Source organism: Sorangium sp. So ce1153 (genome assembly GCF_051521595.1).
Taxonomy (GTDB): Bacteria; Myxococcota_A; Polyangia; order Polyangiales; family Polyangiaceae; genus Sorangium.
The window spans coordinates 10,557,173-10,570,701 of the sequence record NZ_CP150361.1 but is presented as its reverse complement, the minus strand read 5'-3'; the positions used below and the strand labels follow the sequence as shown (position 1 = coordinate 10,570,701).

General features: G+C 70.4%; 7 protein-coding genes. 3 read left to right on the top strand and 4 right to left on the bottom strand.

Annotated elements, in window-relative coordinates; translation table 11 throughout:
• The first annotated feature begins 36 nt into the window (after positions 1-36).
• Entirely contained in the window at positions 37-1,680 is a 1,644-nt protein-coding gene (locus tag WME85_RS38155) for a flavin-containing monooxygenase (RefSeq protein ID WP_437828101.1), read from the top strand.
• A gap of 111 nt (positions 1,681-1,791) precedes the next feature.
• On the opposite strand, the gene WME85_RS38150 is transcribed toward WME85_RS38155, so the two are convergent.
• The 3 genes from WME85_RS38150 to WME85_RS38140 all read right to left on the bottom strand — a co-directional run bounded on the left by WME85_RS38150 (position 1,792) and on the right by WME85_RS38140 (position 4,482).
• Entirely contained in the window at positions 1,792-3,231 is a 1,440-nt protein-coding gene (locus tag WME85_RS38150; protein ID WP_437828099.1) for a PLP-dependent aminotransferase family protein, read from the bottom strand.
• 3 nt (positions 3,232-3,234) lie between these two features.
• On the bottom strand, positions 3,235-3,822 hold the full coding sequence (locus WME85_RS38145) for a LysE family translocator (RefSeq protein ID WP_437828096.1): 588 nt from the start codon (positions 3,820-3,822) through the stop codon (positions 3,235-3,237).
• A gap of 126 nt (positions 3,823-3,948) precedes the next feature.
• The gene (locus WME85_RS38140; protein ID WP_437828094.1) at positions 3,949-4,482 is read right to left on the bottom strand and encodes a GNAT family N-acetyltransferase; all 534 of its coding nucleotides are present in this window, start codon (positions 4,480-4,482) and stop codon (positions 3,949-3,951) included.
• A gap of 283 nt (positions 4,483-4,765) precedes the next feature.
• Between WME85_RS38140 and WME85_RS38135 the strand changes: the two genes are divergently transcribed.
• Positions 4,766-6,037 (top strand): carotenoid oxygenase family protein, encoded by a 1,272-nt coding sequence (locus WME85_RS38135; RefSeq protein WP_437828092.1) that lies wholly within the window; start codon positions 4,766-4,768, stop codon positions 6,035-6,037.
• Between the two features lie 33 nt (positions 6,038-6,070).
• Here the strand turns inward: WME85_RS38135 and WME85_RS38130 are convergent, their stop codons facing one another.
• Positions 6,071-7,252: an FAD-dependent oxidoreductase gene (locus tag WME85_RS38130; protein ID WP_437828090.1), complete on the bottom strand. Its 1,182-nt coding sequence runs from the start codon at positions 7,250-7,252 to the stop codon at positions 6,071-6,073.
• Positions 7,253-7,534: 282 nt separating this feature from the next.
• On the opposite strand from WME85_RS38130, the gene WME85_RS38125 reads away from it, so the two are divergent.
• On the top strand, positions 7,535-13,435 hold the full coding sequence (locus WME85_RS38125) for an nSTAND1 domain-containing NTPase (protein WP_437828088.1): 5,901 nt from the start codon (positions 7,535-7,537) through the stop codon (positions 13,433-13,435).
• Positions 13,436-13,529: the final 94 nt, after the last annotated feature.

Genomic DNA, 13,529 nt, shown 5'->3' with positions numbered 1-13,529 from the left:
CAGGCGCACACGCACGTCCAGAGGGAGGCGAACATCATGTCTGACTCGCAGTCGAACCGTTCTGAAGAGGGGGCGGCGCCCGCCAGCCGCTTCGATGCCGTCGTCGTCGGGGCCGGGTTCGCGGGCCTGTACATGCTCCACCGCCTGCGCCAGCTCGGCCTGTCGGTGCGGGTCTACGAGGCGGGAAGCGGGGTGGGCGGCACGTGGTTCTGGAACCGCTACCCGGGAGCGCGCTGCGATATCGAGAGCATGGATTACTCTTATTCGTTCTCGCCCGAGCTCCAGCAGGAATGGACGTGGACCGAGCGATACGCCACCCAGCCGGAGATCCTGCGTTACCTCGAGCACGTCGCGGACAGGTTCGAGCTCCGCCGGGACATCCAGCTCGGCACGCGCGTGACCGCGGCTGTCTTCGACGAGGCGACGGGTCGGTGGGCGATCCGGACGGGCGACGGCGCGGGCGCGTCCGCCAGGTTCTTGATCATGGCGACAGGCTGCCTGTCCGTCGCGAAGCGGCTCGATTTCAAGGGGATCGATGCGTTCCAGGGCGACTCGTACCACACGAGCCACTGGCCGCGCGAGGGCGTCGACTTCACCGGCAAGCGCGTGGGCGTCATCGGCACGGGCTCGTCCGGCGTCCAGGTCATCCCGATCATCGCCGAGCAGGCGGCCCGCCTCTTCGTCTTCCAGCGGACCCCGTGCTTCAGCGTGCCTGCGCGCAACGCGCCCATCGACCCGGCCCACGAGGCGTCGATGAAGGCGAGCTACGACGAGCACCGGCGCAAGGCCCGCGAGACGCGCGCCGGGGTCGTCATGGAGGTCAACCCGAAGTCCGCGCTGGAGGTCTCGCCCGAGGAGCGGGAGCGCGAGTTCACCGCCCGGTGGGAGCGGGGCGGCACCGCCTTTCTCGCCACGTTCTCGGACGTGATGCGCTCTCGAGAGGCCAACGAGACGGCCGCCGAGTTCGTCCGGGCCCGGATCCGCGCGACGGTCCGCGACCCGGCCGTCGCCGAGGCGCTGTCGCCGAGGGGCTATCCGCTGGGCACCCGGCGCCTCTGCGTCGACACCCGGTACTACGACACGTTCAACCGGGACAACGTGACCCTCGTCGACGTGAAGGCGTCGCCGATCGAGGAGATCACGCCGAGGGGGCTCCGCACGCGGAGCGCGGAGTACGAGCTGGACAGCCTCGTGTTCGCGACCGGCTTCGACGCCATGACGGGCGCCTTGACCAGCATCGATATCCGGGGGAGAGGCAACGAGTCGCTGAAGCAGAAGTGGGCCGGCGGCCCGCGCACGTATCTGGGCATCGCGGTGGCCGGCTTCCCGAACCTGTTCACGATCACCGGCCCTGGCAGCCCCTCCGTGTTCAGCAACGCCGTCGTCTCCATCGAGCAGCACGTGGAGTGGATCTCGGGCTGCATCGCGCACCTGCGCGAGCGCGGGATCGAGCGCATCGAGGCCACCGTCGAGGCGGAGGACGGGTGGGTCGCGCACATGAGAGAGGTGGCCGAAGGCACGCTCTATCCCCTGGCCAGCTCCTGGTACATCGGGGCGAACATCCCTGGCAAGCCGCGCGTGCTGATGCCTTATGCCGGCGGCGTCGGGGCCTACAGGAAGAAGTGCGAGGCCATCGCGGCGCAGGGCTACGACGGGTTCTCCCTGTCGAGGGCAGGGTGACGGGCATCGGCGTGGTCTCCGCGCGACGTGCGCGACGTGCGCGACGTGCGCGCGAGCGCCGCCGGAGCGGCGCTCCTCGAGGATGGATGTGCGGGGCCGCCGGGCGTGGCGCTACGGAGCCACCCCGGCCCTCGCGAGCGCGCTGCGCACCGTCGCGAGGGCCGCGAACCGCTGCGTCAGGTACTCCTCCAGCCGCACGTGCTGGCTGAACGTCACGTTGAAGCGGATGTGCGGATCGGCCGCGTTGTCGGCCATGAACGTGGCGCCGCGGACCAGCAGGATCTTGTTGAGGTAGGCGTCCTTCACGAGCTCGTCGACGTCCACGCCGCGCGGCACCGCGCCCCAGAGGAACAGGCCGCCCTCGCCCGGGTGGTCGAGCAGCACGCCCGCGTCGCGCAGCCGGCGCGCCGCCGCGTTGCGCGCCGCGCCGAGCTTCTGCTGCAGCCGGTCGATGTGCTTGCGCCAGCGGCCGGTCGACAGGAGCTCGAGCAGCACGAGCTCGTTGAGCGCGCCGGTGGTCAGCACCGAGTAGATCTTCTCGCGCAAGAGGGGCTTCAGCAGCGCGGGCTCGGCGGCGATGTAGCCCAGGCGCAGCGCCGGGCTGAGCGCCTTGCAGAAGCTGGAGTAGTAGATGACCCCGTCCAGGCTCGAGAGCTGCGCGAGCCGCGTGGGGTGGCCAGGGTGGAAGTGGCCTTGCACGTCGTCCTCGGCGATGAGGACGCCGTGCTGGTGCGCGATCATCAGCACGCGGTGAAGGTTGGCCGCGCTCGAGCCCCAGCCGGTCGGGTTGTGCAAGACGCTCTGGATGAACAGCAGCCTGGGCCGGTGCTCGCGGCAGGCCGCCTCGAGCGCGGCCAGATCGATGCCGTCCGGCCTTCGCGCCACCGGCACGAGGCGATAGCCCGCCTCGCGGAGGCGGCCGAACATCAGGAAATAGCCGGGGTTCTCGACCAGCACCGCGTCCCCCGGCTGGAGGAAGCTGCGGCAGATCAGGTCGATGGCGTGCGTGCCGCCCCACGTGGTGAGCAGGCGGCCCGCGTCGGCGGCGATGCCTTGCGAGCGCATCAGCATGGCGATGCGCTCGCGCAGCGCCGGGAGCCCCTGCGGCGGGCAGCGCGCCGCCATGCCGGCCTCGTTGCGGGCGAGCGCGCGTTGCACCGCGGCGGCGGGGATGGCGTCGCTCAGCCAGCTCGCGGGCAGCGCGCCGCTGCTGGCCAGCAGCACGCCGGCGCGCTGGTCGTTGGCCTGCTGCGCCAGCCACACCGGCTCCTGCTCCTCGCCGGCCTCGAGCAGCGCCTCGTTGGGGATCGCTGACGCCGCCTCGCAGACGAAGAACCCGGCCGTGCCGCGCGTCTCGATCAGCCCGGCCGCCACCAGCCGATCGTAGGCGGTCACCACCGTATTCGGGCTGACGCCGAGCTGCCCCGCGAGCTGGCGGATGGACGTCAGCCGCGCGCCCGGCGGCAGCTGTGCGCCCTCGATCAGCGCGCGCAGCCGCGCCTCGATCTGATCGGCCAGGGGAACGGCGGAGTCGCGGTCGAGCGAGAACATGGGTCAGCGCAGGAGCATGAGCGCCAGCACGGCCAGCGCGCCGGCCATGATGCCATTGAACAGCCGCTGCCGTCGCCTGTCGGTGAGGAAGCGCCGGATCGCCACGCCGAAGAGCGCCCACGCCGAGATGCACGGAAAGGCGATGGCGAGGCCGACGGCGGCCACGAGCAGGGCGCCGCTCGCGACGCCCATGCCCGCCGGCATGAACACCGCGGCCAGCGTGACCGCCTTGATCCAGCTCTTCGGGTTGACGGCCTGGAACAGCGCCCCTTGCGTGAACGACAGCGGCCGCGGCATGTCGGAGCTCTTGATCACGACGCCGCCCGTGAGCCTCCACGCTAGCACCAGCAGGTACAGCGAGCCAGCCACGCGCAGCGCGCTGTGCAGCACCGGGTAGGTGACGAACAGCGCGCCCAGGCCCAGGCAGGTGACGAAGGTCTGGAGCGCTCCGCCAGCGCTGATACCGAGGACGTGCGGCAGCGATCCGCGGTAGCCGAAGTTCGCGCCCGAGGCGGTGAGCATGACGTTGTTCGGCCCCGGGGTGCTGGACATCACGAAGCAATAGGTCGCCAGGGGCAGCAGCTCGGTCATCGCGGTTGTCTCCGGTCGGGTGTGATCAGCAGCGTAGGAGGGCGCCTCTCGCCGGTGAAGGCACAAGGGCCGCGCCGCCCGGCGGCACTGTGTCAGTCGCGGCACCGGCACAGCGTCACGCCTGGTTCATGCGCGCCTAAGTTCGCTCAGGTCGAGCCGCATGGCGCAGCGCTGCCCTGGGTCGAGGCCGTTGCGCGCTTCGTTCTCGAGGATCGCCACGAGCCGCGACGGCGTCTCGGCTGGCGACAGCTCTCGAAAGCCCATGGCGGCGTAGAACGGCCCGTTCCAGGGGACGGCCCGGAAGGTGGTCAGGGTCAGCGCCCGGAGCCCAGCGGCTCTCGCCCACGCGATCACGTGGCCGAGCAGGCGTCGACCGAGCCCTTGGCCCTGGCGGTCGAGGTCGACGTCGAACTCGCGGACGTGAAGCTCGTCGCCGACCGCCTCGGCGCCGAGGAACGCGACGGGCCTGCCGGCGCCATCGTCGACCACCCAGAGCGTCCCGGCCCGCAGCGCATCTCGCCAGCCTTCCGCCGGCGTCACGCTCGCCAGGGCCTCGAGGTTGAGGTCCGTCCCCCGGAAGGCATCGCTGGCCGAGCGCTCGATCTCGGGCAAGCGCGGCAGATCGGCCTCGATGGCTGGTCGCACGAACGTCGATGTCATGGATGTCGGTGACCGGAGAATAGCCTGTTTCGCATGCCGCGATCATCGATCCTGGCGAGCGTGCCTCGAGCGCGGCCTTGCCCCGCTCGGCCAGGCGCGCCTCGGTTCGCGTGTCTCGCCGGTTGCGCCCCGCCTCGCGACTGCTACCATGGCCCGCGGGTGCGCAGGGGCGCCCATCCCGCCGAGAAGAAGCCTTCACCCTGCACGCGCGACGAACGCTGGTGTCTCATTGCGATTTCCTCCGGCCGAGGGGAGCGGGTACGGCCACGACGAGGAGAGAGCCATGACTGGACCGTGTTCGACGTCCGCGACATCGCACGAGGCGCTGCCGTTTCACCTGACCGGCAACTACGCCCCGGTGCTCGACGAGATCACCGCTCACGACCTCGAGGTGACGGGGACGCTGCCGCCGGAGCTCGCGGGCACCTATGTCCGCAATGGGCCCAATCCGACGAACGGCCCCACGCCCACCTGGTTTCTCGGCCAGGGCATGTTGCACGGCGTTCGCATCGAGGGCGGTCGAGCCCGCTGGTACAGGAACCGCGCGATCAACGCGCCGACGACGTCGAACACGAACATCGTTCGTCACGCGGGAAGGATGCTGGCCCTGGTCGAGACGGCGCCGCCTGTCGTCGTCAGCAGCGAGCTGGAGACCGTCGGCGCCTTCGACTTCGCGGGTGGCCTGACCCGTGGCATGACCGCGCATCCGAAGATCTGCCCTTTCACCGGCGAGCTGCTGTTCTTTGCCTATGGCCTGCAGGCTCCGTTCGTCACGTACTACCGCGCGAGCGCGTCCGGTGAGCTGGTCCAGTCGGAGCCGATCCAGGTCGGGAGCCCCACCTACATGCACGACTTCGCGATCACGCGACGCCACGCGGTCTTCCTCGATCTCCCCGTGCTGTTCAATGGCTGGCGTACTCCCGTGCCCATCCAGTGGAGCGACGACTACGGCGCGCGCATCGGCGTGTTGCCGCGCGACGGCCGGGGCGACCAGGTGCGCTGGTTCCCGATCGCGCCCTGCAACGTCGTCCACACCGCCAACGCGTACGAGGAAGGCGGGACGATCGTGCTCGATCTCATGCGCTCGTCGACGCTGAGCGCGCCCACCCGGCTGTACCGCTACACGCTGGACCTGGAGAGGGGCGTGGTCCATGAAGGCGCGCTCGACGCGCTGCACACCGAGTTCCCGCGCATCGACGACCGCCGCACGGGGTCTGCGCACCGGTACGTGTACGCGCTCGAGCTCCGGAACATGGTGAACGGCGTCCCGACCGACGCCGCGCTCCGCAAGTACGATGTCGCCGCTGGCCGCTCCACGGTCCACGAGTGCGGGCCGGATCGCGTCCCTGGCGAGTGCGTCTTTGTCCCCAGGGCGGCGGACTCCGGCGAGGACGACGGCCATGCCATCTGCTACGTCTACGACCGCAAGCGCAACGCGAGCGACCTCGTCGTGCTCGACGCGGCCGACTTCGCGGCGCCTGCGCTCGCCACCATCGCGCTGCCCAGGCGTGTTCCCTTCGGGATCCACGGAAGCTGGTTCCCGGACCTCGGCTGAGCCAGTCCGCCGGCCGCGCCCGCGGCGCTTCACCTACGCCGCGGCCGGATTCCCGCTCATCGGTAGCCCGCTGGCCCAGCCCCTCGCCATGCCGTGCGCCATGGCCTCGTAGTCGGTCGCCTTGCTGTTGCGATCTCTCTCCTCGCAGAGCGCTGGATCGGTCGCGAACAAGGAGCGGGCGAGGTGGCGGGCGCCCGCGGCGATCGTGGCGTTCTTGGCGCGGCGGCGCCGCGTGAACTCGGTGAACGCCGCGCCGAGGGAGGCCGCGCCGCCCAGGCAAGCGGCCAGGTGCCACGCGTCTTCCAGGGCCTGGCAGGCGCCCTGACCTGACGTGGGCAGCACCGCGTGCGCCGCGTCGCCGATCAGCAAGACGTTGTCTCGATGCCATGTGTCGATGGGATCGTGGTCGTGGACATAGATCTTGTTGATGCGCTCGATGGGCGTCCCTTCGATCAATTCCGGTATCGGGCTCGGCCATCCTCGGAAAAGGGCGCGGAGCTCATCGTGGTAATCCGCTGGCACCTTGCCTCGAACTTCAGGGCAGGCCGCGCCGCCGGCCCAGTACGCCTCGGTGCGGGACACGGGGACGACGCCGAAGCGCGCGCCGACGCCCCAGCAGTCCGTCACCTCGATCTCCGAGAACACCGCTCGCGAGCTGGTGAACGTGCCAATCCAGTTGATGAAGCCCTGGTACCTCGGACGGTTGTCGCCGTGGACGAAGTGCCTGGAGGCCGAGTTCATCCGTCCCTCTGCGCCGAGGATCACGTCCGCCGTGACCGTGGCTCCGCTCGCGAAGTGAACGCTCGCCGAGCCCGCGGCAGCCGGCTCGACCCGAGCGGCAACGTGCCCGTACTTCACGAGGACTCCCTGCTCGGTGGCGCGGGACAGCAGGACCGACTGAAGATCTTTCCGCAGCACGGAGAGGCTCGGGTAGCCCATCAGCTCGTCCAGCTTCCGGATGTCCAGCGCCCCGAGCTCCTCGCCGGCCCTGGAGACCCTTCGCATCCGGGCCGGGCGCCCCGCCAGCTCGGCGACCGCGTGCAGCAGCCCGAGCTCCTGGAGCACGAACGAGGCGTTCGGCCAGCAGACGATACCGGCGCCGATGTCCGCAGGCGCTGCGTGTCTCTCGAAGACCTCCACCTCGAACCCTCGTCCGGAGAGGGCCAGCGCCGCGCTCAATCCGGCGATCCCGCCTCCGAGAACCGCGACCTTCAATGGGATTCCTCCGGTGCCTCGTTGTAGTGCACAGGCCGCGCGCCGGCCAGGGGGAAGCATCCCGGAAGGCGACGTCAGGTGTAGGTCACGGCCTCCAGGCCAGCTCGGCGCTCCTCGCATCCGAGCCAGCTCGGCGCTCCGAGCGTGGACGCTCGGCAGCCACACGGGCCCTGGCCGGCATGAGCGCGCGAAGCCCGATGCGCTCGCGTCACGACGGCGCTGGACGACGCGCCGGCGTTGGACGACGGGCGGGGAGCGCTCCATGGAGCGGCGAGAACCGCGATGAACCCGCAGATCCTCACGCCAGGAACGGTGTTCCAGAGCCGCTACGAAGTTCTCTCGTTCCTCCGGGAGGGCAGCATTGCTGACATCTACAAAGGGCGGAAGATCGAGAGCGGTCAGCCAGTCGTCCTCCGGGTCGTGCGCCTGGTCCGGGACGAAGGCACCGCGGACCTGGCGCGGCGCCATGGTGCGCGGTTCTTGCGAGAGATGCGCGCCTGCGCGCGTCTCCAGCATCCCAGCATCGTCCGGCTCATCGATTCCGGGCGGTCGGATGATGGGCAGTTGTATGCTGTCTTCGAGCTCGTGCCCGGGCAGAGCCTGGCCGACGTGCTGTCCGAGCAGGGCGCGCTCGAGCCGCCAGAGGCGCGCCACCTGATGCTGCGGGTCCTGGAGGCGCTCGGCTTCGCGCACCAGCAGGGCATCGTCCACGGCGACCTCAGGCCGACCCACGTGATGGTGGTGCCTGCGGGAGCGCTGCGGAGCGCGGTGGTGCTCGATTTCGGTTTCGGCACGGTCGCCGCGGCAGCGCGCGCGGGCGTCGCGCCCGCGGGCCCGGGCGACGCGCCCCCCGGCGGCAGGGAGGCGCTCCTGGCCTGGCAGAACTACGCAGCGCCGGAGCAGCTCAGGGGCTTCCCGCCGACAGCGCGCTCGGACCTGTACGCGTGGGGGCTCCTGTTTCTCGAGTGCCTCACGGGCAGGCGTGCGCGTTGCGGCAGCTCGCTCCCCGCCACGCTGCTCGAGCACCCGCTCGGCGCGATCGTGCGGCGCGCGACGGCAGAGGATGTCGCGGCGCGGGCCGTCACGGCCGAAGGCCTTCTGCGCGAGCTCGACACCTGCGAGGTGGACGGGCTCCGCCGGGAGTACCTCATCGGGCCAGACGCGCCGAGCGGCGCCGGGGTGAGGCGAGAGGAGGAGAGGGACACGCGGGAAGAGGGGAAGGTGGACGCCGCGGCCCCGGCGAGCGCGTCCATGCCTTCCGGCGCTTCCTCCGTGGCTCTCGACGCGCCCACCACATCTGTGGAGGAGCGCACGCTCGCGTTCATCCACAGGTCGCTCGCCGAGCACGCCGTCAATCCGGTCTCCGGCGAGCGAGCGCGCGGGGGCGTGCCCGCCCCCCTGGCGGCCGCCGTCACGCCGGTCGAGCCGGTCGTGGACGCCCTGCCCCCGGCTGTGGGCGGCTCGATCAAACACTACGAGATCATCCGCAAGCTGGGCCAGGGCGGCATGGGGGTCGTGTTTCTGGCCCGCGATCCGAAGCTTGGCCGCCTGGTCGCGATCAAGCTCCTCCTCGAGTACAGCGGGCGCGGGATCGAGCGATTTCTCGACGAAGCGCGGGCGACAGCGCGCTGCCGGCACGAGAACATCGTGGTCATTTACGAGGTGGACGAGGTCCGTGGATATCCCTACCTCGTGCTCGAGTACATCAAGGGCCCCACGTTGCGCAGGTGGATGACCCAGCGCGAGCACCAGAGCGCGGCCGAGTCGCCTGGTCCTCACGCGCCGCCCGGCCCTCCAGCGTCGAGCGCCGTGATCGAGCTCATGGTTCCTGTCGTCCGCGCGCTGGTCTGCGCGCATGAGCTCGGGATCGTACACCGCGATCTCAAGCCGGAGAACATCCTCCTGGATGACGCCGGATGCATCAAGGTGCTGGATTTCGGCATCGCGAAGCAGCTGGAGGCCAGAATCACGGGGGCGCGGGCGGCGCGTGCGCGAGGCCCTCGGTCTCGCAAGAGCGGGCCCCTCGGCACGCCCCGCTACATGTCGCCCGAGCAAGTGCTGGGCGGGAGCGTCGATCATCGCGCCGACCTCTGGGCTGTCGGCATCATGCTGTACGAGCTGCTCACAGGGAAGCACCCGCTGAGCCCATTCTCGTTCGCGCGGCTCTCGCGCATCGCGGACCTCGATGCTCCCATGCCCAGCCTGAGCGCGATCCGCCCGGACCTGGGTGCGCTTGGCGCGCTCGTCGACCGTTGCTTGAAGAAGAGGAAGGACGAGCGCATCGGCTCCGCCAGGGAGCTGCTCGCCGCGCTCGAGGCGCTCCTGCCCAGCCGGAAGCCGCTCGAGCTCGGGGAGGACGAGAGCCCGTTCGCCGGCCTGTCCGCCTTCCAGGAGGCGGACGCTGCGCGCTTCTTCGGCCGGGACCGCGATATCGCCGCGATGGCGGCGCGGCTGCGCAACCAGCCGCTCCTGGCCGTCGCAGGACCGTCCGGGGCCGGCAAGTCGTCGCTCGTGCGCGCGGGCGTGATCCCGGCCCTGAAGCACGCGGAGGGACGCTGGGAAGCGTTCGTCCTGCGCCCGGGGCGCCGTCCGCTGTCCGCGCTCGCCGATGTGCTCCTGCAGGTCCCCGAGACGGCACCCACGACGCCGGGCGAAACGACGGGCTCACCCGAGCTCTCCGATCACGACCGGCTCGTGGCCACCCTGCGCGCTCAGCCGGGCTATCTGGGCGCGCGGCTGCGCGCTCGCTGTCGCCGCGAGGGGCCGAGGCATCGTATCCTGCTCTTCGTCGATCAGCTCGAGGAGCTTTGCACGCTCGGCGCCGCGCCCGAGGAGCGAGCGGCGTTCCTCGCCTGTCTGGAGGGCGCGGCCGACGACGCCTCGTCGCCCCTGCGCGTCCTGCTCGCCATCCGCTCTGACTTCCTCGATCGCATGGCCGAACACCGCACCTTCAGCAACGACGTGTCCCGCGGGCTCTGGTTCCTTCCGCCGATGGGGCGCGAGGGCCAGCGCGAGGCCTTGACGAGGCCGATCGAGGCAGCCGGTCATCGCTTCGAGACCACGGAGATGGTGGAGGACATGCTCCGCACGCTGGAGCGCACGCGCACCCCCTTGCCGCTCTTGCAATTCACGGCCACGAAGCTGTGGGAGGCGCGGGATCGCGAGCGCCGGCTCCTGACGCGAGAGAGCTATGACCAGCTCGGCGGCGTCGCCGGTGCCCTGTCGGCCCACGCAGACGCGGTGCTCGCGGCGCTGCCGATGGGCGAGCAGCGGCTGGCCCGGGCGGTGCTCCTGCGCCTCGTCACGCCCGAGCGCACGCGCGCGGTGGTGAGCCTCGACGAGCTCCGCGAGGTCGCGCACGACGGCGCGGGCAGCGCTGGCGACGCGATCGCGCAGGTGGTCCAGCACCTGGCCGGCGCGCGGCTCCTGCTCATCGAGACCGGCGGCGAGCGCGAGGGCGCGACGGTGGAGCTGGTCCACGAATCCCTGATCGAGCGGTGGGCGAGGCTCGGTCAGTGGCTTGCCGAGAGCGAGCGAGACGCGCAATTCCTGGCCCGGCTGCGGGCTGCGGCCCAGCAGTGGGAGGCGAGCGGGAGGGCCGAGGGGCTGCTCTGGCGCGACCGCGCCGCGGAGGACGCCCGGGCGTGGCACGAGCGCCGTCGCGCGGTGCAGGGCGCCGAGTTGCGCGTCGGCCTCGGCAAGCGCGAAGAGAGCTATCTGCTCGCCGTCGTGGCGTTCGCCGAGCGTGCGCGCCGCTTTCGCTGGCGGCTCGCCACGGGCGCGATCGTCGCGCTCACGGCGATCGCGGTCATGGTGTCGTACCTGGCGATCGATACCGACAAGCAGGCGAACCGCGCCGACCTGGAGGCGGCTCGGGCGCAAGCCGGTGCCCGGCGAGCACGCAACGCCACCCGCATGGTCGCGGTGCGCGAATTGCAATCGGATCCCACCAGCGCGCTCGCGCTCCTGCGAGAGATCGAGCCGCCCGACACGCCGCGAGGGTGGGCCAGCCTCACCCGCTCGGCGCTGCATGGCGGGGTCGCTCGCGCGGTGTTCAGCCATCCCGGATCCGTTGTGGGTGCGGGCTATAGCCCTGACGGCACGCGCATCGTTACCGCGTGCGAGGACGGGGCCGTGCGCGTGTGGAATGCCGACGGCCAGGGCGAGCCCCTGGTCTTTCGTCGGCACGAGGGCGCGGTCACGTCGGCGGCGTTCAGCCCTGACGGCACGCGCGTCGTCGCCGCGTCCTTCGACAGCACCGCGCGGGTGTGGAGTGCCGACGGCCAGGGCGAGCCCCTGGTCCTTCGGGGGCACGAAAAGGCGGTCATGTCGGCGGCGTTCAGCCCTGATGGCGAGCGCATCGTCACCGCGTCCGTCGACAGGTCCGCGCGGGTGTGGAATGCCGATGGCCACGGCGAGCCCCTGGTCCTTCGGGGGCACAGGGACTATGTCATGTCGGCTGCGTTCAGCCCTGATGGCAAGCGCATCGTCACCGCGTCCTTCGACAACACCGCGCGTCTGTGGAACGCCGATGGCAAGGGCGAGCCCCTGGCCCTCCGGGGGCACCAGGGTGCAGTCATGTCGGCGGTGTTCAGCCCTGACGGCAAGCGCATCGTCACCGCGTCGAGCGACAGGACCGCGCGGGTGTGGAATGCCGACGGCCACGGCGAGCCCCTGGTCCTTCGGGGGCACGAGGATGAGGTCTCTTCAGCCGCGTTCAGCCCTGACGGCAAGCGCATCGTCACCGTGTCCGTCGACAGGTCTACGCGGGTGTGGAACGCCAATGGCGAGGGCGAGCCTCTGGTCCTTCGGGGTCACAATGATGATATCAAATCGGCTGCGTTCAGCCCTGACGGCAAGCGCATCGTCACCGCGTCGAGCGACAGGACCGCACGGGTATGGGACGCGGAGGACAGGGGCGAGCCCGTTGTCCTTCGTGGGTACGAGAACCTGGTTCTTCTGGCGGCGTTCAGCCGTGACGGCGAGCGCATCGTTACCGTGTCCGTCGACAGGTCTGTGCGCGTGTGGAATGTCGACGGCAAGGGCGAGCCCCTGGTCCTTCGAGGGCACAGGGACAACATCAGATCGGTCGCGTTCAGCCCTGATGGCAAGCGCATCGTCACCGCGTCCAATGACAGGACCGCACGCGTGTGGAACGCCGACCGCAAGGGCGAGCCCGTGGTCCTCCGGCACGAGGATCTGGTCCTGTCGGCGGCGTTCAGCCCTGACGGCAAGCGCATCGTCACCGCGTCCTTCGACGGTAACGCGCGGGTGTGGAGCGCCGATGGCAAGGGTGAGCCCCTGGTCCTTCGGGGGCACAGGGGGGATTCGGTCTCTTCGGCGGCGTTCAGCCCTGACGGCAGGCGAATCGTCACCACGTTCATGTTCGAGCTCAACGGCGCCGTGTGGGTGAGCAATGCGGATGGTACGGGCGAGCCTTCGATTCTTCGAGGTCGCAAGTATGCGTTCAGCCCCGACGGTAAGCGCATCGCCACAGTGTCCGACTTTTCCGGTGACGGCGCGGTGCGGGTATGGAATGCCGACGGTACGGGCCAATCCCTGGTCCTGCCCGGCTACAGTACCCCGGGATACGACGTGGCATTTAGCCCCGATGGCAAACGCATTGCCATCGTGTCCGATGACAACGGGGTGCGGGTATGGAATGCCGATGGCTCTGGCGAGCCCCTGGTCCTGACCGGCTCTGGTTCCCAGGTCACCGCCGTGGCGGTCTCCCCCGACAACACCCGCATCGAGTTCTTCCCTCACGAAAAACGCATCGCGTTCAGCCCCGATAGCAAACGCATCTTCGCCGCGTCGAGAGACGGAACGGTGCGGGTATGGAATGCCGACGGCACGGGCGAGCCATTGGTCCTGACCGGCTCCAGTTCCCAGGTCACCGCCGTGGCGTTCAGCCCCGATGGCAAGCGCGTCGCCACCGCGTCCGTCGAAGCCGCGTCCGGTAAAGCGGCGTTGAGTGTGTGGTCCGACCTCGAGCCGCTCCGGGGCGTCCACGACCCGAGGCTGTGGAACGCGACTGCCTACTGCATGCCAGCCGAGCGGAGGATGGAGATCCTTCGTGTGGATGAGGTCGCGGCCCGGACCGACCTGGATGCCTGCCTGCGCCACGTGAAAGAAGCACGCGTGACGGCGCCGGAGCACCGCGCGGACCCGCCCCCTACGTGAGCGGATCCGCCGGCCGATGACGCACCCCGCGTGGCGCTGAGCGAGCCGTCACGTGCGATCGGGCGGCGTGCTGTTCCGGCAGCCGTGGTAGCTT

What these genes read in the sequence shown, in the direction of transcription:
- WME85_RS38155 (WP_437828101.1), top strand. Translation starts at nt 37, where the DNA reads ATGTCTGACTCGCAGTCGAACCGTTCTGAAGAGGGGGCGGCGCCCGCC.
- WME85_RS38150 (WP_437828099.1), bottom strand. Translation starts at nt 3,231, where the DNA reads ATGTTCTCGCTCGACCGCGACTCCGCCGTTCCCCTGGCCGATCAGATC.
- WME85_RS38145 (WP_437828096.1), bottom strand. Translation starts at nt 3,822, where the DNA reads ATGACCGAGCTGCTGCCCCTGGCGACCTATTGCTTCGTGATGTCCAGC.
- WME85_RS38140 (WP_437828094.1), bottom strand. Translation starts at nt 4,482, where the DNA reads ATGACATCGACGTTCGTGCGACCAGCCATCGAGGCCGATCTGCCGCGC.
- WME85_RS38135 (WP_437828092.1), top strand. Translation starts at nt 4,766, where the DNA reads ATGACTGGACCGTGTTCGACGTCCGCGACATCGCACGAGGCGCTGCCG.
- WME85_RS38125 (WP_437828088.1), top strand. Translation starts at nt 7,535, where the DNA reads ATGAACCCGCAGATCCTCACGCCAGGAACGGTGTTCCAGAGCCGCTAC.